Below are 23,000 nucleotides of genomic sequence, written 5' to 3' on the forward strand. Positions count from 1 at the left end.
ACCACAGCAAACTCCTCAGAACCAGGCTATAATCATGCCTGGTTTTTTGATGGATACACAGCGTGGCGCAGGCAGGTTTTATTTTAACCCGACACTGGCGGGATACCTCGCAGGGGACAGAGGTTTCATTCTGGCTGGCAACAGACGATGGGCCACTGCTTGTCACGCTTGCGCCTCAAGAGTCGGTCGCCTTTATCCCCACAAGTCAGGTTTCCCGAGTCACCTCATTATTAAGTAGTGAAAACGGCTATCGCCTGACGCCGCTCAATTTGCAAGATTTTCACCGACAACCTGTTTCTGGCCTGTATTGCCGTTCACATCGTCAGCTTATGCGTCTGGAAAAACTGCTGCGAGAAAACGCAGTGACGGTGTACGAGGCAGACGTGCGCCCACCAGAGCGTTATCTGATGGAACGCTTTATCACGTCCCCCGTTTGGGTCGAAGGCGACAGACGCGGCAACACGCTTGTAAATGCCCGCCTGAAGCCGAATCCAGACTACCGTCCCCCTCTGAAATGGGTATCACTGGATATCGAAACGACACGACACGGTGAACTGTACTGCATTGGCCTTGAAGGCTGCGGACAACGCATTGTGTATATGCTCGGCCCGGCAAATGGTGATGCCTCACAGCTTGATTTTGCACTTGAGTACGTGGCAAGTCGTCCTCAGTTGCTGGAAAAACTCAACGACTGGATAGCACGTCACGATCCTGATGTGATTATCGGCTGGAACGTGGTGCAGTTCGATTTACGCGTCTTGCAAAATCATGCCGAACGTTATCGTATTCCACTGCGTTTTGGCCGCGATAACAGCGAGCTGGAGTGGCGCGAGCATGGTTTCAAAAATGGCGTTTTTTTCGCCCAGGCTAAAGGCCGTCTGATTATTGACGGCATTGAAGCGCTTAAATCAGCATTCTGGAATTTCTCATCGTTTTCACTGGAGACGGTTTCGCAAGAGCTGCTGGGAGAAGGGAAATCTATTGATAACCCGTGGGATCGAATGGACGAAATTGACCGCCGATTCGCTAACGATAAGCCTGCGCTTGCCACATACAACCTTAAAGACTGCGAACTGGTCACGCGCATTTTTCATAAAACTGAAATCATGCCATTTCTGCTGGAACGCTCGACGGTCAACGGCCTGCCTGTCGACCGGCACGGTGGTTCCGTTGCCGCCTTCGGCCATCTCTATTTACCGCGCATGCACCGCGCCGGCTACGTGGCACCGAATCTGGGGGAAGTTCCCCCTCACGCCAGCCCCGGCGGCTACGTGATGGATTCGCGCCCGGGTTTGTACGATTCCGTGCTGGTACTGGACTATAAAAGCCTGTATCCCTCAATCATTCGGACTTTTTTAATCGACCCGGTGGGGTTAATTGAAGGTATGGCGCATCCTGACCCGGTACACAGTACCGAAGGTTTTCTTGATGCCTGGTTCTCGCGCGAAAAACACTGCCTCCCGGAGATCGTTACCCAGATCTGGCACGGACGCGATGAGGCTAAACGCCGCGGTAATAAGCCGCTTTCTCAGGCGCTGAAAATCATCATGAACGCGTTTTACGGCGTGCTTGGAACAACCGCCTGTCGTTTTTTTGATCCACGGCTGGCTTCATCAATTACCATGCGCGGCCATGCGATCATGCGCCAGACCAAAGCACTGATTGAAGCTCAGGGATACGACGTCATCTATGGCGATACCGACTCAACCTTTGTCTGGCTCAAAGGCGCACACTCAGAAGAGGAGGCCGGAAAGATTGGCCAGCAATTGGTGAATCACGTCAATACCTGGTGGGCACAATCGCTGCAACAACAGAATTTGACCAGCGCCCTGGAACTGGAGTTTGAAACCCACTTCTGCCGTTTTCTGATGCCGACGATTCGCGGTGCGGATACGGGCAGCAAGAAACGCTACGCCGGACTCATTCAGGATGGAGACCAACAGCGTATGGTCTTCAAAGGGCTGGAAACAGTGCGCACCGACTGGACGCCGCTGGCGCAGCAGTTTCAGCAAACGCTGTATCTGCGTATTTTTCGTAACGAGCCCTATCAGGAGTTTATCCGCGAAACCATTGATAAACTGATGGCGGGAGAGCTTGATGACCAACTGGTTTACCGCAAGCGCCTGCGTCGCCCGTTGAACGAATACCAACGTAATGTGCCGCCACACGTGCGTGCCGCACGGCTTGCTGACGAACAAAACGTAAAGCTGGGCCGCCCTCCGCAGTATCAAAACCGCGGTACCATCAAATATGTCTGGACGATAAACGGCCCGGAACCGGTGGATTATCAATTATCTGCGCTGGATTACGAACATTATCTTACGCGCCAGCTACAGCCTGTTGCGGAGGGAATTCTTCCCTTTATTGATGATAACTTTGCTACACTACTCACTGGGCAACTGGGGTTATTTTGACGCGTGACGAATGCGTCGCCATCCAGTACCATAGCGCCCTTTCCATTCCTGGACCCATTTAACATCACTACCACTGATTTATTAGCCTGGTAGCGGTGTCGTATGCTCTCAAAAACTCGGGGTGCCCGAATAATGACGAGTATTGCCTGCAATTAAAGATATAGAGCCGAACACATATGCCTTTTACACTTGGTCAACGCTGGATCAGCGATACAGAAAGCGAATTGGGACTTGGTACTGTTGTCGCCATGGATGCGCGAACCGTCACATTACTTTTCTCATCAACGGGTGAAAACCGTCTGTACTCGCGCAGTGATTCCCCCGTGACCCGGGTGATGTTCAACCCTGGCGATACGATAACAAGCCATGAAGGTTGGCAGCTGCATGTCGATGAAGTAAAAGAAGAAAACGGCCTGCTTGCTTATATCGGGACCCGCCTTGATACCGAAGAAACCGGTGTGATGCTGCGTGAAGTACTACTCGACAGCAAACTGGTATTCAGTAAACCGCAGGATCGCCTGTTTGCTGGTCAAATCGACCGTATGGACCGCTTTGCTCTGCGCTACCGTGCGCGTAAATTTCAGAGCGAGCAGTACCGTATGCCGTGGAGTGGTTTGCGCGGTCAACGCACCAGCCTGATCCCTCATCAGCTCAATATTGCCCATGATGTCGGTCGTCGCCATGCCCCTCGTGTTTTGCTGGCAGACGAAGTTGGCTTAGGAAAAACAATTGAAGCCGGGATGATCCTGCATCAACAGTTGCTGTCTGGCGCCGCAGAGCGTGTGCTGATCATCGTCCCTGAGACGTTACAGCATCAGTGGCTGGTCGAAATGTTGCGCCGTTTCAACCTGCGCTTTGCGCTGTTTGATGATGAGCGCTATGCCGAAGCGCAGCATGACGCCTACAACCCGTTTGAAACCGAACAACTGATCATCTGCTCGCTGGACTTTGCCCGTCGCAATAAGCAACGTCTGGAACATCTGTGCGACGCCGAGTGGGATCTGCTGGTGGTCGATGAAGCTCATCACCTGGTGTGGAGCGAAGATGCGCCAAGCCGTGAATATATGGCGATTGAACAGCTGGCTGAGCGCGTACCGGGGATCCTGCTGCTGACCGCAACGCCGGAACAGCTGGGCATGGAAAGCCACTTTGCACGTTTGCGCCTGTTGGATCCAAGTCGTTTCCACGATTTCGAGCAGTTCGTTGAAGAGCAAAAAAATTACCGTCCGGTTGCCGATGCCGTCGCTATGCTGCTGGCAGGCAAGAAGCTGAGCAACGATGAGCTAAACATGCTGGGTGAGATGATTGGCGAGCAGGACATTGAGCCATTGTTGCAAGCTGCGAACAGCGATAGTGACGACGCCCAGAGTGCACGTCAGGAGCTGGTTTCGATGCTGATGGACAGACATGGCACCAGCCGCGTACTGTTCCGTAACACTCGTAACGGCGTGAAAGGCTTCCCGAAACGCGAGCTGCATACCATCAAGCTGCCGCTGCCAACCCAATACCAGACCGCAATTAAAGTCTCCGGCATTATGGGTGCGCGCAAGAGCGTGGAAGATCGCGCACGCGACATGCTCTACCCGGAACAGATTTACCAGGAATTCGAAGGCGATACCGGTACCTGGTGGAATTTTGATCCGCGCGTTGAGTGGCTGATGGGCTACCTGACCAGCCATCGCTCGCAGAAAGTGCTGGTTATCTGTGCGAAAGCGACCACCGCGTTGCAGTTGGAACAGGTGCTGCGTGAGCGTGAAGGCATTCGTGCCGCCGTGTTCCATGAAGGTATGTCGATCATTGAACGTGACCGTGCCGCCGCCTGGTTTAGCGAAGAAGACAGCGGCGCACAGGTGATGCTGTGCTCTGAAATCGGCTCTGAAGGCCGTAACTTCCAGTTTGCCAGCAATCTGGTGATGTTTGATCTGCCGTTTAACCCGGATCTGCTGGAACAGCGTATCGGCCGTCTGGACCGTATTGGTCAGGCGCATGATATTCAGATCCACGTCCCCTTCCTGGAAAAAACCGCGCAGTCTGTGCTGGTGCGCTGGTACCACGAAGGTCTGGATGCGTTCGAACACACCTGCCCGACCGGACGTACCATCTATGATACTGTCTACAATAATCTGATTGGTTATCTGGCAGAACCGGAAAACAACGAGGGATTTGATGACCTGATCAAAACCTGCCGCGAACAGCACGACGCACTGAAAGCGCAACTGGAGCAAGGGCGTGACCGTCTGCTGGAAATTCACTCCAATGGCGGCGAAAAAGCACTGGCGCTGACCGAAAGTATTGAAGAGCAGGACGATGACACCAGCCTGATCGCGTTCGCCATGAACCTGTTTGATATCGTCGGTATTAATCAGGATGACCGTGGTGATAACTTAATTGTCCTGACGCCATCCGACCATATGCTGGTTCCTGACTTTCCGGGACTGCCGGAAGATGGCTGTACCATTACGTTTGAGCGTGATGTGGCGCTGTCGCGTGAAGATGCCCAATTTATTACCTGGGAACACCCGCTGATCCGCAACGGTCTGGATCTGATCCTTTCCGGAGACACCGGTAGCAGCACCATTTCCCTTTTGAAGAACAAAGCATTACCAGTAGGCACACTGCTTGTTGAACTGATCTACGTCGTTGAAGCGCAAGCGCCGAAACAGCTACAGTTAAACCGCTTCCTGCCGCCAACACCGGTACGCATGTTGCTGGATAAAAATGGTAATAACCTCGCCGCGCAGGTTGAGTTTGAAACCTTTAACCGTCAGCTCAGTGCCGTTAACCGCCACACCGGAAGCAAACTGGTCAACGCCGTGCAACAGGATGTCCACGCGATTTTGCAGTTGGGCGAAGCACAGGTTGAGAAGTCTGCCCGGGCATTGATCGACGCCGCGCGCAAAGAAGCGGACGAGAAGCTGACTGCGGAGCTGTCGCGCCTGGAAGCACTACGCGCTGTTAACCCAAACATCCGTGATGACGAACTTGCTGCAATCGAAAGCAACCGTCAACAGGTGATGGATAGCCTGGATCAGGCGGGCTGGCGCCTGGATGCCTTGCGTCTGATCGTCGTGACGCACCAGTAACGGAGTCATACATGGGGATGGAAAACTACAATCCGCCGCAGGAACCCTGGTTGGTTATCCTGTATCAGGATGAACACATTATGGTGGTCAACAAACCGAGCGGTTTGTTGTCCGTGCCGGGTCGTCTTGAAGAGCACAAAGACAGCGTGATGACACGTGTTCAGCGCGACTATCCACAGGCTGAATCCGTACATCGTCTGGATATGGCAACCAGCGGTGTGATTGTAGTGGCGCTGACCAAAGCGGCAGAGCGCGAGCTAAAACGTCAGTTTCGCGAGCGTGAGCCGAAGAAGCAATATGTCGCGCGCATCTGGGGACATCCCTCACCTGCCGAGGGACTGGTTGATTTACCACTGATTTGTGACTGGCCGAACCGACCAAAGCAGAAAGTGTGTTATGAAACCGGCAAATCCGCGCAGACCGAGTATGAAGTCGTGGAGTTTGCTGCGGATAATACCGCCCGGGTGGTGCTCAAACCTATTACCGGGCGTTCCCATCAGCTTCGCGTACATATGCAGGCGTTAGGGCATCCGATTCTGGGCGATCGCTTCTATGCCCCGCCGGAAGCCCTGGCGATGGCACCACGCTTGCTACTGCATGCGGAGATGCTAACCATCACCCACCCCGCCTACGGCAACAGTATGACATTTAAAGTCCCGGCAGATTTTTAAATCTCAGTGCCAATTTATGCCGGAGACGCTTCGCTTGCCCGGCCTACATTCATAACGTAGGCCGGATAAGACGCCAGCCGCCATCCGACAAAGCAATCACTTGAACCCTTTTTGATCCTTAATCAACTCGTAAGCTTTTTGGATTTCCTGCGCTTTCTGTTTCGCCATTTCCATCATCTCCGGCGGCAACCCTTTCGCAACCAGTTTATCAGGATGGTGCTCACTCATCAGTTTGCGATAGGCTCGCTTAATGGTCGTCGCATCATCGGTTGCTTTAACGCCAAGCACGTTACAGGCATCTTCCAGCGTAGGTCCTCGTTGCGCCTGCTGCCAGCCGCCACCAGACTGCTGCTGGTATCCTCCACCAAACTGCGCGCCCCCCTGCATCATGCGCAGGAACTGATCAAATTGCGTACGCGAGATCCCCAGTTCTTCTGCAATTACGTACAGCACTTCGCGTTCGTTAGGATGCAATGACCCATCGGCAAACGCGGCCTGGATCTGAATCTCCAGAAACATGCGGATCAGATCGAAACGGCCAAAACAGACGCTACGAAACTGGCGCATCTTTTCACGTAATGGGTAATTATCTGATTTTCCCACCCGGAAGGCATGCTGAGCGGCGGTACGTGAGTCACCGTGCAAATTCATCCGATCCATCAGTTGGCTGGCAATATGGATATCTGCTTCCGTGACGCGTCCTTTGGATTTGGTCAGATGTCCCATCACCTCAAAAGTGGTGGCAAAAAACAGTGCCTGACGTTCACGTTGATTCGCAAACCATGCCATTTTGCGCATGCGAGCTTTGTCGAACATATGGCCAACTAACAGGCCCAAAACCACGCCCCAGAAGCCGCCGCCCATCATTAAGGCCACGGCTACACCAATAATCTTTCCCCAATACTGCATAGACTCCCCAAATCTTTATGCTGTCAGCCAGGCTATGTCCCACAATATAAGGTGCTTTTACCGTTTTACGGCTGCGGTCAATTGTGGGACATCGCCTATAATTTGCATTATCATACCTGTCATTCAATGCCGTGCCTAACACCACGGATGCCTAAATGGGCAGGATTAATACTAGCGCAGTGAAGATGAGATAAGTTAGGCTGTGACCGTTTGTCACGCGCGACGCTACTGATGATGGAACAATAAATACAACGTATGAAAAAACGTATTCCCACTCTTCTGGCCACCATGATTGCCAGCGCCCTCTATAGTCAGCAGGGTCTGGCAGCCGATCTCGCCTCACAGTGCATGTTGGGCGTGCCAAGCTATAACCGTCCTCTGGTGCAGGGCGAGACAAACGAGTTACCCGTTACCATCAATGCCGATCACGCGAAAGGGAATTACCCGGATGACGCCGTGTTTACCGGCAACGTGGATATCGCCCAGGGTAATAGCCGCCTGCAGGCCGATGAAGTACAGCTTCATCAGAAACAGGCCGAGGGTCTGCCGGAGCCGGTTCGCACCGTCGATGCTCTGGGTAACGTCCACTATGATGACAACCAGGTCATTCTGAAGGGACCGAAGGGTTGGTCTAACCTGAATACAAAAGATACCAACATCTGGGAAGGTGACTATCAGATGGTTGGCCGTCAGGGGCGCGGGAAAGCGGACCTGATGAAACAGCGTGGTGAAAACCGCTATACCATTCTGGAGAACGGTAGCTTTACCTCCTGTTTGCCGGGATCTAATACCTGGAGCGTTGTCGGTAGCGAAGTGATCCACGACCGCGAAGAACAGGTGGCAGAAATCTGGAACGCTCGCTTCAAGCTGGGCCCGGTTCCGGTCTTTTACAGCCCTTATTTACAGCTTCCCGTTGGAGATAAGCGACGTTCTGGCTTCCTGATCCCGAACGCAAAATACTCCACCAATAACTATTTTGAGTTCTACCTTCCGTATTACTGGAATATCGCGCCCAATATGGACGCCACCATCACGCCGCATTATATGCACCGTCGTGGCGGTATTATGTGGGAGAACGAATTCCGTTACCTCACTCAGGCGGGTGCGGGCCTGATGGAATTTGACTATCTGAATTCCGACAAAGTTTACGATGATGAACATCCGAAGGATGACAATTCGCGCCGCTGGCTGTTCTACTGGCAACATGCCGGGGTAATGGACCAGGTGTGGCGTTTCAACGTCGACTATACCAAAGTCAGCGATACCAGCTACTTTAATGATTTCGATAATAAATACGGCTCCAGTACCGACGGCTATGCCACGCAAAAATTCAGCGTTGGCTACGCGGTACAGAACTTTGATGCCACGATATCGACCAAGCAGTTCCAGGTCTTCGACGCCCAAAACAGCAACAGTTACTCTGCGCAACCGCAGTTAGACGTCAACTACTATCAGAATGATGTGGGTCCGTTCGATACCCGCATTTATGGTCAGGCGGTGCATTTCGTCAATACCAATGACAATATGCCGGAAGCCACACGAGTTCACCTTGAGCCAACTATCAATCTGCCGTTATCCAATCAGTGGGGAAGCATCAACACTGAAGCGAAGCTATTGGCAACGCATTATCAGCAAACGAATCTGGATACGTACAATAATAATCCGGGCAACGTAAACAAGCTGGACGAATCGGCCAACCGCGTGATGCCGCAGTTTAAAGTTGACGGCAAAATGGTATTTGAGCGTGACATGGCAATGCTGGCACCGGGTTATACCCAGACGCTGGAGCCGCGCGCGCAGTACCTGTACGTACCGTATCGTGACCAAAGTCATATCTATAACTATGACTCCTCACTGCTGCAATCTGACTATAGCGGCCTGTTCCGTGACCGCACTTATGGCGGTCTGGACCGTATTGCTTCCGCCAACCAGGTCACTACCGGTGTCACATCTCGCGTATATGATGACGCGGCCGTTGAACGTTTTAATATTTCCGTGGGTCAAATCTACTATTTCACCGAGTCTCGCACCGGCGATGACAACATTAAATGGGAGAATGACGACAAAACCGGCTCACTGGTATGGGCAGGCGATACCTACTGGCGTATATCCGATCGCTGGGGTTTACGCAGCGGTATCCAGTACGACACCCGTCTGGACAGCGTCGCCACCAGTAGCAGCAGCATCGAATATCGTCGTGACGAAAACCGCATGCTGCAGTTGAATTACCGTTATGCCAGCTCTGAGTATATTCAGGCTACGCTGCCATCGTACTACTCTACAGCGGAGCAGTATAAAAACGGGATTTCGCAGGTGGGGGCGGTGGCAAGCTTCCCGATTGCCGACCGTTGGTCGATTGTCGGTGCTTACTACTTTGATACCAATGTGAACAAAGAAGCGGACTCAATGCTGGGCTTGCAGTACAACTCCTGCTGTTACGCCATCCGCTTCGGCTACGAACGTAAGCTGAACGGTTGGGATAACACCCAGCAACACGCAGTTTATGACAATACGATCGGCTTTAATATCGAACTGCGCGGTCTGAGCTCTAACTATGGCCTTGGCACCAATCAAATGTTGCGTTCGAACATATTGCCGTACCAAAGCGCTTTATGATCTGACTGATTTATACCCAATGGATTTCGAGCTGCATTGAGGCGGCAACTGAGAGAATCCCCAAGAGCTTACATCAGTAAGTGACTGGGGTGAGTGAAGGCGGCCAACAAAAATGCGGCTTGAAAGACGAAGGGTATACTACGTAATCCGCATTGCGGTTAATTAATAATGGAAAAAGTATGAAGAACTGGAAAACGCTGCTTCTCGGTATCGCCATGATCGCGAATACCAGTTTCGCTGCCCCACAGGTAGTCGATAAAGTCGCAGCCGTCGTCAATAACGGCGTCGTTCTGGAAAGCGACGTCGATGGCTTAATGCAGTCCGTAAAACTCAATGCAGGTCAGGCTGGCCAGCAACTTCCGGACGATGCAACGCTTCGTCATCAGATCCTGGAACGTTTGATCATGGATCAAATTATTCTGCAGATGGGTCAGAAGATGGGGGTGAAAATCTCTGATGAGCAGTTGGATCAGGCTATCGCTAACATCGCCAAGCAGAACAACATGACGCTGGACCAAATGCGCAGCCGTCTGGCTCAGGATGGCTTAAGCTATTCGACCTATCGTAGCCAAATCCGTAAAGAGATGACTATCTCTGAGGTGCGCAACAATGAAGTACGCCGCCGTGTCACGATCCTGCCGCAGGAAGTTGATGCCCTGGCGCAGCAGGTTGGCAACCAAAATGATGCCAGCACTGAACTCAATCTGAGCCACATTCTTATTCCTTTACCGGAAAATCCAACCTCAGATCAGGTTAACGAAGCTGAAAGCCAGGCGCGCTCTGTTGTTGACGAAGCGCGTAACGGTAGTGATTTCGGCAAGCTGGCCATCACTTATTCTGCCGATCAGCAGGCGCTGAAAGGCGGTCAGATGGGCTGGGGTCGTATTCAGGAACTGCCAGGCATCTTTGCTCAGGCGTTAAGCACCGCGAAAAAAGGCGACATTATCGGCCCGATTCGTTCTGGTGTCGGCTTCCACATTCTGAAAGTTAATGATATGCGTGGCCAGAGTCAGAGCATCTCCGTGACTGAAGTTCACGCCCGCCATATTCTGCTGAAGCCATCGCCGATCATGACCGATCAGCAGGCACGTCTGAAGCTGGAACAAATCGCAGCGGATATTAAGAGCGGTAAAACGACCTTTGCAGCAGCAGCAAAAGAGTTCTCTCAGGATCCTGGATCGGCAAACCAGGGCGGCGATCTGGGTTGGGCTGCAGCAGACATTTTCGATCCAGCCTTCCGTGATGCGCTGACCCGACTGAACAAAGGCCAGATGAGTGCACCGGTGCATTCCTCTTTTGGCTGGCACCTGATCGAACTGCTGGACACGCGTAACGTTGATAAAACTGACGCGGCGCAGAAAGACCGTGCTTATCGCATGCTGATGAACCGTAAATTCTCGGAAGAAGCAGCGACCTGGATGCAGGAACAGCGCGCCAGCGCGTACGTTAAAATTCTGAGCAACTAATGACCCGTACTCAACGCGTTGTTATCACTCCCGGCGAACCCGCCGGGATTGGTCCGGATCTGGTGGTTCAGCTTGCGCAGCGTGAGTGGCCAGTAGAACTCGTCGTCTGCGCCGATGCCGCGCTACTTTCCAACCGGGCAGCGATGCTCGGTTTACCACTCTCGCTCCTCCCCTACAATCAAGATATACCAGCCAGACCACAATCTGCGGGCACATTGACGTTGCTCCCGATTGCGCTACGCGCACCTGCCGTACCGGGTCAGTTGGTAGTGGAAAATGGGCAGTATGTGGTGGATACGCTGGCTCGTGCGTGCGACGGTTGCCTGCAAGGTGAATTTTCAGCTCTGATCACAGGCCCCGTACACAAGGGCGTGATTAATGATGCTGGCGTGCCGTTCACCGGTCATACCGAATTTTTTGAAGAGCGCTCACAGGCGAAAAAAGTGGTGATGATGCTGGCAACTGAGGAGCTGCGCGTTGCTCTGGCGACCACGCATCTGCCGCTCAGGGACGTTGCCGATGCCATTACGCCTGCGTTACTACGGGAAGTGATCGGTATTCTGCATCATGATTTACGCACGAAGTTTGGTATCCCTGATCCACATATTCTGGTATGTGGACTTAATCCACATGCGGGTGAAGGCGGTCATATGGGTACGGAAGAGATAGATACAATCATTCCGGTTCTCGATGAAATGCGCGCACAGGGGATGAAGTTAAACGGTCCACTGCCCGCAGACACCCTGTTTCAGCCCAAATATCTCAATAGCGCGGATGCCGTGCTGGCAATGTACCACGATCAAGGCCTCCCCGTGCTAAAATACCAGGGATTTGGTCGCGGTGTGAATATCACACTGGGCCTGCCATTTATTCGCACATCCGTTGATCACGGCACCGCACTTGAACTTGCGGGTCGTGGGCAAGCCGATGTCGGCAGTTTTATTACGGCGCTTAATCTCGCCATCAAAATGATTGTTAATACCAATGAATAATCGAGTCCATCAGGGCCATTTAGCCCGTAAACGTTTCGGGCAAAACTTCCTCAACGATCAGTTTGTGATCGAAAGTATTGTCTCTGCTATCAACCCACAAAAGGGTCAGGCCATGGTCGAAATCGGCCCGGGCCTTGCTGCACTGACCGAGCCGGTAGGTGAACGTCTGGACAAGCTAACCGTCATTGAACTGGACCGCGATCTGGCAGCCCGTCTGCAAACGCACCCGTTTTTAGGGCCGAAGCTGACCATCTATCAGCAAGACGCCATGACCATGAACTTCGGTGAACTGTCGCAGACAATGGGTCAGCCGCTGCGCGTGTTTGGCAACCTGCCTTACAACATCTCCACGCCGCTAATGTTCCATCTTTTTACCTATACTGATGCCATTGCCGACATGCATTTCATGTTACAAAAAGAGGTGGTCAATCGTCTGGTTGCAGGGCCAAACAGTAAAGCGTATGGTCGATTAAGCGTCATGGCACAATATTACTGCCAGGTTATCCCGGTACTCGAAGTGCCGCCATCGGCCTTCACACCGGCACCTAAAGTAGATTCCGCGGTAGTGCGTCTGGTTCCTCACGCCACGATGCCATACCCGGTTAAAGATGTTCGCGTCCTGAGCCGTATTACGACCGAAGCGTTTAATCAGCGCCGCAAAACGGTACGTAACAGCCTCGGTAATCTGTTCAGCGTTGAAGTATTGACAGAGCTGGGAGTTGATCCGGCGATGCGAGCAGAAAATATCTCTGTCGCGCAATACTGCCGGATGGCTAACTATCTGTCAGAAAACGCGCCATCGAAGGAGAGTTAAGCATGATCAATTCGCCCCGAGTGTGTATTCAGGTACAAAGCGTCTATATTGAGGCTCAATCCTCACCTGATGATGAACGTTACGTTTTTGCCTATACCGTGACCATCCGCAATTTGGGGCGAGCACCAGTGCAGCTGTTGGGGCGTTATTGGTTGATTACCAATGGTCATGGCCGCGAAACCGAAGTTCAGGGCGAAGGTGTGGTTGGCGTTCAGCCCCACATTGAACCTGGTGAAGAATACCAGTACACCAGCGGCGCGGTTATTGAAACGCCGCTGGGCACCATGCAGGGTCATTACGAAATGATTGATGAGCAGGGCGTCGCCTTTACCATCGATATTCCCGTATTCCGACTCGCCGTTCCAACACTCATTCACTAAAACAATAGCTATGGCGACATACCTCATTGGCGACGTTCACGGTTGTTACGACGAACTGATCGCATTGCTGCATCAAGTAGACTTTGCCCCTGGGAAAGATACCTTATGGCTTACCGGCGATTTGGTCGCCCGTGGTCCTGGCTCGCTGGACGTGTTGCGCTATGTCAAATCACTTGGCGACAGCGTACGGTTGGTATTAGGTAATCATGATTTACATCTGCTGGCCGTATTTGCAGGTATTAGTCGCAATAAACCTAAAGACAGACTCTCGTCGTTACTCGAAGCACCGGATGCCGACGCGCTGCTTAACTGGTTACGCCGCCAACCGCTGTTGCAGGTTGATGAAGAGAAGAAGCTGGTGATGGCGCATGCGGGTATTACGCCACAGTGGGATCTGCAGACCGCAAAGGAGTGTGCCCGTGATGTCGAAGCAGTACTGTCGAGCGACTCCTATCCATTCTTCCTTGATGCCATGTATGGCGACATGCCGAATAACTGGACGCCGGAGCTGACGGGGCTGGCACGATTACGTTTTATTACCAACGCCTTTACCCGTATGCGTTACTGTTTCCCCAACGGTCAACTGGATATGTACAGCAAAGAGTCGCCGGAAGATGCCCCTGCTCCGCTGAAGCCCTGGTTTGCCATCCCCGGCCCGGTCAGTGAAGCGTATAGCATTGCATTCGGGCACTGGGCATCGCTGGAGGGCAAAGGCACTCCGGAAGGTATTTACGCGCTGGATACTGGTTGCTGCTGGGGGGGAGATCTCACCTGTCTGCGCTGGGAAGACAAACAATACTTTGTACAGCCGTCAAATCGCCATGTAGATCTGGATCCGGGCGAAGTTGTAAACGGCTGATGAGCATTCTGTAGGCCGGATAAGGCATTTACGCCGCTATCCGGCATTCACGCCATCTATTGGCTGATGGCGCTTCGCTTATCAGGCCTACATAGTGTATTAACGACGTTCCAGAATCTCGAAGCAATAGCTGTGAGAGTTTTGCGCGTCGGCATCATGGAATTCGCTGAAAACAGATTCCCAGTCATCCGGCTCGTAGTCCGGGAAATGCGTATCCCCTTCTACTTCAGCGTCAATATGCGTCAGATACAATTTCTGCGCTTTCGGCAGAAACTGCTCATACACACGCCCACCGCCAATCACCATAATTTCAGGTTCATCGCCACAGGCAGCAATTGCCTCATCGACAGACTTCACCCACTGCACGCGATCGTCGGTGCCTGGCTGGCTGCTAATGACGATATTTTTACGCCCTGGCAACGGTCGCCCGATGGATTCCCAGGTATGGCGTCCCATGACAACTGGCTTGTTTAAGGTATTACGTTTAAACCAGGCGAGATCGGCAGGTAGGTTCCACGGCATGGCGTTTTCCATACCGATGACGCGATCTACCGCTAACGCCGCAATCAGACTGATCATTGAATATTTCCCGGATACAAAAAAATTGTCGCCACTATACGGAAAGCGCAATCTTTCGTCGACTGGCGGAAAGAGGATGAGCAGGAAAATTTTTCGTTCTGCTGGCGAACCGACCTATTTAAGGTGGTACGCCAGCATTACAGTAGTTCAAAAACAGCCAGTTAGCAGTAAAGTTTGCAGAACATCACATTTTGTACCTTATGCTGACGGTTTCACTTCCGGCTCATCGGCGACGTCGCCCGTATGTTTACCTTCATCCGTGCCTTGCCAGCCATGGCGTTGAATTAAAGATAGATGCTGACGATCCTCAGCAATAATTTCACTCAGCATTGCACTGGTGCGTTTATAGACAGCCGCACGGGAAACCGCATCGTTTTCCCCCTTCACCATCTCTTCAACCATCAACGTATTGAAGCGACGAAACACATCGGCCCGTTCACGGGCTTCATAACGCCCAAGCCCAAGACCTTCCAGTGCCAGCCGCCCGGTTTTCAGTGCACCTTCAAAAGTTTCACGTTCAGGCATCTCTACTCCCGCCTGACGCAAGCGGATGTAATGATCAACATCGCGCGCACGGGCAATAATTTGTAGATGAGGGAAATGGGTTTTCACCATTTCGGTCAGCTGCAGGCTGGTTTCGGGATCGTCGATAGCATTAATAATTACCTCAGCTTTAGCTGCGCCAGCTGACTCCAGCAGATCCATACGGGTCGCATCGCCATAAAAAACCTTCATACCAAATTTGCGCAGCGTTTCAATGTGGTCCGGATCGTGATCGAGCACGACCATCTTCACTCCACTCGACAGCAGCAGACGACCGGTTATCTGACCGAATCGCCCAAATCCGGCGATAATCACCCGGGGTTGTTCCTCGTCAATTTCATCCGCCTCACGTTCTTCATCGGTAGCCGATTTCTCAAGCCGCGTCAGGACAACCAGTAAAATCGGCGTGGCCGCCATTGAGAGTGCTACCGCCAGCGTCAACGCTTTCGCCCAGTCGGGATCGAGCACATTTGCCATTTGCGCTGCGCCAAACACCACGAAGGCAAACTCACTCCCCTGTCCTAATAATACGGCAAACCAGCGACGCTGCTTATTCGGCACCCGCAGCGGTTTCGCAATAATCCACAACATAATGGTTTTAATCGCCAGGAACCCCACCAGCAGAGTGACGATACGCAGTGGATTATCAATCAGCGTCCCAAAGTCGATAGACATGCCGACGCCGATGAAAAAGAGTCCCAACAGCAGCCCTTTAAACGGCTCGATATCGCTTTCCAGCGCGTGGCGGTACTCAGAACTCGCCAGTAATACGCCCGCCAGAAACGCCCCCATTGCCATCGACAGTCCGACCTCTTCTAGCAGTAAGCCGAAGCCAAATACGAGAAACAGTGCGACGGCACTAAAGACTTCCCGCAGGCCAGAACGCGCCACAAAACGTAATGCCGGACGGGTGACATAGCGCCCCAATAGAACCACCAGGACCAGCGCACCAGCCACTTTCAGCGCAGACAGAGCGAAAGCTCCCAGCGTCGTCGACGCGCCACTCGCAGCCAGTAGTGGAATCATCGCTACCAGCGGGATAGCGGCAATATCCTGGAACAACAGCACGGCAAATGCACTGCGCCCCATTTGTGAAACCATCAGGTTGCGTTCATTCATTGCCTGCATGGCGATGGCCGTGGAGGAGAGCGCCAGCGTCATACCAATCAGTTCCGCCACCTGCCAGCGCAGGCCGAGGAACATACAGAACACGCCGATCAATCCACCACAGACCACCATTTGCAGTGCGCCGCCGCCGAAAACCGATGCACGCAGTTTCCACAGACGCTGCGGATCCAGCTCCAGACCGATAACAAACAGCATCAGAACTACGCCGATTTCAGCAAAATGCAGTATAGACTCTGCGTCTGTGACCAGTCGTAGCCCCCACGGACCAATGATACATCCGGCAATGAGATAGCCCAGCACAGAGCCTAAACCCAGTCGGACGGCAATCGGTACAATCAACGCCGCCGAGCCGAGATAAATCAGCGCCTGTATTAGTGTATGGCTATCCATGGTGTGCCTCCTGCCATTCCAGCAAACGTTGTTTGTAATGACGGGCCTGCGCCTGTAGCGTTTCGTCATCACAGATAAACGTGCAGTGCATAGCAAACGGTGGGAGCCACTTGAGACCACAATATATCGCTGTCGCCTGCAAAGGCTGAGAGAGCACGTCAAACCCCGGATGGGAACCGATCTCAAAGTGGTTTTCCCCACCACCGGTCGTCACCGCCCACAGCAGATGTTTACCATGCAGCGCGGTCCCCCCATGACCATATGCCCAACCGTGGGAGAGAACTTTATCCATCCACAGTTTGAGTAAAGGGGGTGTGCTGTACCATTGCATAGGATGCTGCCAGATAATAAGGCTCGCGCGAGCCAGTGCATCCTGTTCAGCAGCGATATCGATATTGAAGTCGGGATAGAGTTGGTAGAGCGAGCGAATTTCAACGCCTTCCAGCGTCCTTGCCTGTTCAAGCATCCGCTTATTCGCATGCGAGTGCTGCGGATAGGGATGTGCGTAAATGATGAGAATCATGATTAGCCTGCTATCACTGCATTATTGTAATAACAGTGAGTTTAGTCACTTAATCAGCAGGCTAAAAGTCAATATTATTGAGTAGCTGAATGGAGAAAACTGAACTAGTTGTCAAGTTCGCTCATGTCTTTAACCTGGTCACGGTTGATTTGTTCCGTTTTGCCAGTTTCCGCGTTTTTATACGATACCAGGCCGGTATCATCATCTACCTGCGGTTTGCCATCGGTGACGATCGTTTTACCATCAGTGGTTTTGACCGCCTGGTTAGAGGAACAACCGGCGACGGTAAACAGAGCAGCTGCGGTAAAAATAGAGGTGATCAGAATATGTTTTTGCATGGTGTTCTCCCTGCTTTTCAGTCATTTTCAGTGATATACCCGTTAACTGTAGGCTAACTGACTGAGTAACAGGGAAAATACAGAACACTCCTAATAACTGGCCCGGGATACGGACTTGGTGCGAATCGTCATTTGACTCGTCTGAGCGAGCGTCAACCCTCGCGTTTCCGGTGCAAAAGCAATGGAAATAAGTAGTCCTATTAGCGAAATCCCTGCTCCCATTAACATCACAGAATTGATCCCATATTTAGTGATAAACACAGGGAGCGCCCAGGTTGAAATAATGGTCCCGATGCGACTCAATGACATAATCACGCCGACGGCTGACGCACGGATATCGGTAGGGAACAGTTCATTGGGATATAGCCACTGGAGATTCCCTGGCCCACCCGAGAAAAACGCATACACTGCAAATGCCAGTACCACCAGCCATGCCCCCATATCCGGGACCAGCCCCAGCACAGCCAGCGCCAGTGTCATCATCACGAAGCTGCCAATCAATAGCGGTCGACGACCTGCGCTATTCAGCCAGAACATCGGCGGAATACATCCCAGCATAAAGCATAAGCTGATCACCACATTCCCCAGCGCGGCGCTTTTCCCGACACCGAGGCCCAGCAGCCCGACAATCTGTGGACCAAAGGTGTAAATGGCAAACATCGGGATCACCTGGCAGGTCCAGATAGCGGCAACAAACAAGACAAACGGGAAGTGGCGACGGTTAAACAACTGGAGAAAACGAGTTTCCTGCGGCGCTTCTTCGTCGAACACCACCGGTTCGCCGAACAACTTTATCATCATCTCCTCACACTCTTTTACCCGGCCTTTACGCAGCAGCCAGCGTGGTGATTCAGGCAGATCAAAGCGACCAATCAGGATCAAAATGCAAGGGATCACCGCGCTGCCCAGCATCCAGCGCCATCCCCCCTCAACATCATACAGCCAGTAGCCGACCAGATCGGCACAGGTGGCGCCGACATACCACATAGCGGCAATAAAACCGATGGAGAAAGCACGCTGGCGGGTATTGGAAAACTCGGTGATCATGGAGGTCGCAATGGGATAATCTGCCCCAATCACAACGCCGATCAGCACGCGCATTACCAGCAGCTCAACAGGAGATGTGACGAACATTGTCGCCGCCGATATCACGCCAATGGCGATAATATCGATGATGAACATTTTGCGCCGTCCGACCTTATCGGAGATATAACCAAACAGTGATGTACCAACGAACAGCCCGGCCAGCGTCCCGGCTCCCAACAGGCCAATCCATTCGGCATCCAGTTTCAATGCTGGTGTGAGCTGCTCCAGCGCAACGCCTATCATCACCAGCACATAACCATCCAGAAACGGCCCACCGCTTCCCCACAGCATTATCCGACGGTGAATGGAGGTAAATTTGATGTCATCAAAGTTCCTAGGCTGCTGCATAGCGATTTCCTGTTTCAACACGGGCAAAGCGTTATATCCAGGCCGGAGGAGGCATATACGCCGCTATCCGGCACTGGCGTCACGTTATTATTGCCGGATGTCGACACAGAGGCGTCTTATCCGGCCTACGGGTGCACAAACCTGTACTTATTAGCCGTAGCGAAACTCCACGCCAAACGTCCCGCGTGGGTATTCCCATTTTTCCAGCGCCGTATCAAGCCCAAGAATCCGACATGTACCGCATTCCAGACATCCGGCGTAATCAAAACGCACACTGCCATCGTCCTGTTTTTTATACAGTCCTGCCGGACAGGCTTTAATTAACACGTCCAGCACCTGTTGATCGGGCTCAGTTTTCAGAATGATATGCGGGATTTCTTCATCCACATTGAATTTATTGACGCCCAGCTTGACGTCCACATTGACAGGAGAAGTCATAATACGGTCACTCCTTTAAGGCCATCCTTCAGCAGGTTGATGAAGCCCACTTTCTTCGCATGACGCAGCATTTTTTTACGCATAGGAACAGGGGCCGAACCATCAACGGTGAACAGGTCACGGGCGATACCAACCGCCATCTCTGGATAAGCTGTAAACATGCGTGGATTATCAAGGAATGCAGGCAAGCGCTGGTACATGCGCATGTCGCGCATCGGGCCATCGTCCAGATGCTGGTGATATTCGGTAAGCGCCTGTTTGCTAAAATCATCGCGCTTCATGGCGGAGAGCACCGTCTTAGCAGCCGCCTCTCCTGCCGACACGGCTAGATCCATGCCGCGAATGGTGAAGCCAAGGTTCATGCACATGCCTGCGGCATCACCGGCTATCAACACACCATCGCCAACCAGCTCAGGCTGCATATTCATTCCTGCTTCCGGTACAACGTGGGCGGCATACTCCACCAGCTTGCCACCCGCTATTAGTGGAGCAACAGCCGGGTGCTGTTTGAAATCTTCCAGCATTTGTGGGACCGATTTTTTAGCGTCTTTCAGGTGATGAAGACCGCACACCAGCCCCAGAGAAAGGGTTGTTTCATTTGTATAAAGGAAGCCACCGCCCATCAGACCATCGGTCGGTGAACCGGCAAACAGACAGGCTGCCCCCTGATTCCCTTGCAGATGAAAGCGATCTTCAATTACCGACTTCGGTAATTCAATGAGCTCCTTCACGCCAACGGCAACATGAGCGGCTTCAACGCGCTTTGCCATTCCCAGCTTTTCTGCCAGCAGAGAATTCACCCCATCAGCGAGGATCACAACTTTTGCTTCAAGAATATCTCCATCGGCTTCCACACCCACGACTTTGCCATCACGCTGAACAACGTTATCCACGCGAATACCGGTGATAAGCTGGGCCCCTGCTTCTTCAGCTTGCTCCATCAACCAGGCGTCAAATTTACTGCGCAATACCGAGTAAGAAACCTGCGATGCCGCGGCTTCTTCACCGTTGCAATAATCCATCGTCATCGCCCCTTGTTCGGTCATAAAGGCGAGTTTTTCGTGGGTGATCATGCGTTCAATGGGAGCCTGTTCAGCAAAACCGGGGATGATGCGCTCCAAGCTATGCGCGTAGATGCGCCCACCGGTGACATTCTTCGCGCCAGCAGAATTACCACGCTCGATAACCAACACCTGAGCCCCCTCACGGGCAAGCACCAGCGCCGCAACCGAACCGGCCAGCCCTGCACCCACGATGATGGCATCAAAGATATCTTCAGACATAAAAACTCCTGTCAGCGGCAGGGCATATAGCGCCCTGCCGAAATGGTTTAGCGCGCTAATGCAGCCGTTAATGCAGGCAGGATCTTCAGCGCATCGCCAACGATGCCATAATCCGCGTACTGGAAGATCGGGGCATTTTTGTCTTTGTTGATGGCGAAAATAGTCTGGGCACCGTTAGCACCGACCATATGTTGGATCTGTCCTGAAATCCCCACGGCCAGATACAGTTCAGGTTTGAGCATCAGGTTGGAGATACCGACGTAACGTTCATGCTCCATCCACTTCTCATTTTCCGCTACCGGACGGGAGCACGCCAACTCAGCACCAATGGTCTGGCACAGCGCTTCGGCCAGAGAAATATTCTCCTTGCTGCCAATACCGCGTCCCACGCTGACCACCAGACGTGCTTTGTCGAGATCAACGCTATTGCTCTTACGAGCCTGCGTTGTGGTACGGGTGACGGCAGTGGTCGGAGCCTGCCACTGTACGGTATGCATCTCGCCACTGCGGGAGGCATCGGGTTGTTGGGCGTCAAATGTCCCACTGCTAAGCGTCATCACGGCAAACGGCGAAGCGATCGTTTCAGCGCCCATAGCCAGTCCACCGTAGACCATATGTTTAACCGCAGCCTTACCGTCCTGCAATGCCACCGCACTGGCATCGTTAGAGACCGCCGCAGACAAACGAAAACCCAGTTTCGCCGCCAGCAGCTTACCGCGACGTGTATTCGGCAACAGCACCGCACCACCTTCACTGTGCTGGCGAATAGTCTCAGCCATCACGCCGGCATAATCTTCCACCATACGATCATCTGGCTTACCGCTGAGCAGCCAGACATGATCCGCACCAAGCTGGAACGCCGCTGCACTATCAGCTTCGTTGAGCACAAACGTGTTGATTTTTTCACCTAAAGTCTGCGCACCATTCATCAGTTCCGGCAGACGAGAAGGGGTATCGCTGAATACCCAGATACTGGAAAACTTGTTCATAACATCCCCTGATAATTAAATGATTTTGCGAAGACTCTCGACAAACGCAGCAATCTGTTCTTCACCGTCACCTTCAATCACAACGCGCTGACGCTCACGTTGCTTCGGTGCTGCAACCTGTTGTACGGAATACGCCTCCACGGCATTGAGCTCAATGTCCGCTGGCGACCAGACCTGAACCGGTTTTTTCGCTGCGCCGAGGATGGCTTTCATGGAAGGGATTTGTGGCGTGTTGATATCTGTTGAGACCGCAATAACTGCCGGGAGCGGAATGCTCAGGGTTTCAATTTCATCTTCCAGCTCACGTTCAACAATGAGGGTGTTATCAGCCAGAGAGAGGATCTTGCTCACGCCGTTAATCGCTGGAATATTCAGCGCTTCCCCCACCAGCAGACCAACCTGCTGGGCATAAAGATCGGAAGAGCCGTCGCCGCAGACGATCAAATCAAAACCGGATTTTTGCGCGGCAGCAGCCAGTGCGGTCGCCGTATGCTGCGGCAGCGCCTGCTCAAACCGATCGTCAATTACGACAATCAGTTCATCAGGCCCGCGCGAGAGCACATCTTTGCGGCCTTTTGCATTTGTCAGCGCTTTACCACCTACGCTCAAGGCGACGACCTGGGCTTCTCCCAGTTGCTGTTTTAACTGACAGGCCGCTTCTATCGCATTCAGATCGTACTGACTGATTTTGCCATCCGCTTTACTGAAATCCAGTGAACCATCAGCATTATTAATCAAAATATCCTGTTCATCAGGCACGCATTTGTAGCAAGTAATTATCTTCATTGCATCTCCAGAAATCATGAAGGAAACGTTATTCATATCGGCAGTGTTAAATACAGATATCACGCTCTTTAATTCGGAAATAAAACCTTAATCACCAATATTGAAAATGTCACACATTGATATTTGCAACTTTCAATAGTGTTACGTGCCTCACCAATATTGAAAAGATGCAAACAAATATGAAAACTTTCAATATTGTTTTCTGGATCACCAATATTGAAAGGTAGTTCGCTAAAAACACCTAAAGAATAGACATAAGCACATGATTTTCAACAAAAATAAAGCAAAAACAAAGCAAAACACACCAGAAATAAAAGTGTGACAGAGTTAACAGAATGCCCCGTAATGAATACCCATTATGAGTT

Annotated in this window: 19 protein-coding genes; 9 read left to right on the plus strand and 10 right to left on the minus strand. The window is 52.2% G+C overall.

Annotation, left to right across the window (positions count from 1 at the left end):
* Positions 1-62: 62 nt before the first annotated feature.
* The 3 genes from polB (at position 63) to rluA (ending at position 6,168) form a co-directional block, all read left to right on the plus strand.
* Complete coding sequence (gene polB / locus OGY01_RS18655; protein WP_284096601.1) at positions 63-2,414, plus strand: DNA polymerase II; 2,352 nt, start codon at positions 63-65, stop codon at positions 2,412-2,414.
* 176 nt (positions 2,415-2,590) lie between these two features.
* Positions 2,591-5,497 carry an RNA polymerase-associated protein RapA gene (gene rapA, locus OGY01_RS18660; protein ID WP_286493508.1) on the plus strand — a complete coding sequence of 969 codons (2,907 nt, stop codon included), beginning with the start codon at positions 2,591-2,593 and terminating at the stop codon, positions 5,495-5,497.
* A gap of 11 nt (positions 5,498-5,508) precedes the next feature.
* Positions 5,509-6,168, plus strand: coding sequence for a bifunctional tRNA pseudouridine(32) synthase/23S rRNA pseudouridine(746) synthase RluA (rluA, locus tag OGY01_RS18665; protein WP_045439709.1), 660 nt, complete (start codon positions 5,509-5,511; stop codon positions 6,166-6,168).
* 96 nt (positions 6,169-6,264) lie between these two features.
* On the opposite strand, the gene djlA is transcribed toward rluA, so the two are convergent.
* The gene (djlA, locus tag OGY01_RS18670) at positions 6,265-7,077 is read right to left on the minus strand and encodes a co-chaperone DjlA (RefSeq protein WP_045439706.1); all 813 of its coding nucleotides are present in this window, start codon (positions 7,075-7,077) and stop codon (positions 6,265-6,267) included.
* A gap of 255 nt (positions 7,078-7,332) precedes the next feature.
* Here djlA and lptD point away from each other — a divergent pair, with 255 nt between their 5' ends.
* From lptD to apaH, 6 genes are all read left to right on the plus strand, one after another.
* Positions 7,333-9,693, plus strand: coding sequence for an LPS assembly protein LptD (gene lptD / locus OGY01_RS18675; protein WP_045439703.1), 2,361 nt, complete (start codon positions 7,333-7,335; stop codon positions 9,691-9,693).
* Between the two features lie 179 nt (positions 9,694-9,872).
* On the plus strand, positions 9,873-11,159 hold the full coding sequence (gene surA / locus OGY01_RS18680) for a peptidylprolyl isomerase SurA (RefSeq protein WP_045439701.1): 1,287 nt from the start codon (positions 9,873-9,875) through the stop codon (positions 11,157-11,159).
* Entirely contained in the window at positions 11,159-12,151 is a 993-nt protein-coding gene (pdxA, locus tag OGY01_RS18685) for a 4-hydroxythreonine-4-phosphate dehydrogenase PdxA (RefSeq protein WP_045439698.1), read from the plus strand. The genes surA and pdxA overlap by 1 nt, the downstream gene beginning before the upstream one ends.
* The gene (rsmA, locus tag OGY01_RS18690) at positions 12,144-12,965 is read left to right on the plus strand and encodes a 16S rRNA (adenine(1518)-N(6)/adenine(1519)-N(6))-dimethyltransferase RsmA (protein ID WP_045439696.1); all 822 of its coding nucleotides are present in this window, start codon (positions 12,144-12,146) and stop codon (positions 12,963-12,965) included. Before pdxA ends, rsmA begins: the two co-directional genes overlap by 8 nt.
* 2 nt (positions 12,966-12,967) lie before the next feature.
* Positions 12,968-13,345: a Co2+/Mg2+ efflux facilitator ApaG/CorD gene (gene apaG / locus OGY01_RS18695; protein WP_045439694.1), complete on the plus strand. Its 378-nt coding sequence runs from the start codon at positions 12,968-12,970 to the stop codon at positions 13,343-13,345.
* A gap of 10 nt (positions 13,346-13,355) precedes the next feature.
* On the plus strand, positions 13,356-14,204 hold the full coding sequence (gene apaH, locus OGY01_RS18700; protein ID WP_045439691.1) for a bis(5'-nucleosyl)-tetraphosphatase (symmetrical) ApaH: 849 nt from the start codon (positions 13,356-13,358) through the stop codon (positions 14,202-14,204).
* Positions 14,205-14,303: 99 nt separating this feature from the next.
* Here apaH and folA read toward each other — a convergent pair whose 3' ends face one another.
* From folA to OGY01_RS18745, 9 genes are all read right to left on the minus strand, one after another.
* Positions 14,304-14,783, minus strand: coding sequence for a type 3 dihydrofolate reductase (folA, locus tag OGY01_RS18705; RefSeq protein ID WP_136345316.1), 480 nt, complete (start codon positions 14,781-14,783; stop codon positions 14,304-14,306).
* Positions 14,784-14,981: 198 nt separating this feature from the next.
* Positions 14,982-16,844 (minus strand): glutathione-regulated potassium-efflux system protein KefC, encoded by a 1,863-nt coding sequence (gene kefC / locus OGY01_RS18710; protein WP_045439686.1) that lies wholly within the window; start codon positions 16,842-16,844, stop codon positions 14,982-14,984.
* Positions 16,837-17,367, minus strand: coding sequence for a glutathione-regulated potassium-efflux system oxidoreductase KefF (gene kefF / locus OGY01_RS18715; protein WP_045439684.1), 531 nt, complete (start codon positions 17,365-17,367; stop codon positions 16,837-16,839). The genes kefC and kefF overlap by 8 nt, the downstream gene beginning before the upstream one ends.
* A gap of 104 nt (positions 17,368-17,471) precedes the next feature.
* Positions 17,472-17,705, minus strand: coding sequence for a YgdI/YgdR family lipoprotein (locus OGY01_RS18720; protein WP_005124493.1), 234 nt, complete (start codon positions 17,703-17,705; stop codon positions 17,472-17,474).
* A gap of 90 nt (positions 17,706-17,795) precedes the next feature.
* Positions 17,796-19,139 (minus strand): MFS transporter, encoded by a 1,344-nt coding sequence (locus OGY01_RS18725; RefSeq protein ID WP_045439678.1) that lies wholly within the window; start codon positions 19,137-19,139, stop codon positions 17,796-17,798.
* Positions 19,140-19,289: 150 nt separating this feature from the next.
* Positions 19,290-19,577, minus strand: a complete 288-nt coding sequence (gene fixX, locus OGY01_RS18730; protein WP_045439675.1) for a ferredoxin-like protein FixX — start codon at positions 19,575-19,577, stop codon at positions 19,290-19,292.
* Positions 19,574-20,860 carry an FAD-dependent oxidoreductase gene (locus OGY01_RS18735; RefSeq protein ID WP_045439672.1) on the minus strand — a complete coding sequence of 429 codons (1,287 nt, stop codon included), beginning with the start codon at positions 20,858-20,860 and terminating at the stop codon, positions 19,574-19,576. Before OGY01_RS18735 ends, fixX begins: the two co-directional genes overlap by 4 nt.
* Positions 20,861-20,907: 47 nt before the next feature.
* The gene (locus OGY01_RS18740) at positions 20,908-21,849 is read right to left on the minus strand and encodes an electron transfer flavoprotein subunit alpha/FixB family protein (protein WP_286493509.1); all 942 of its coding nucleotides are present in this window, start codon (positions 21,847-21,849) and stop codon (positions 20,908-20,910) included.
* Positions 21,850-21,864: 15 nt separating this feature from the next.
* On the minus strand, positions 21,865-22,635 hold the full coding sequence (locus OGY01_RS18745) for an electron transfer flavoprotein FixA (protein ID WP_045439668.1): 771 nt from the start codon (positions 22,633-22,635) through the stop codon (positions 21,865-21,867).
* Between the last annotated feature and the right edge of the window lie 365 nt (positions 22,636-23,000).

Origin of the sequence: Citrobacter sp. Cm038, from assembly GCF_030333105.1 — a bacterium.
Lineage (GTDB): Bacteria > Pseudomonadota > Gammaproteobacteria > Enterobacterales > Enterobacteriaceae > Citrobacter > Citrobacter murliniae.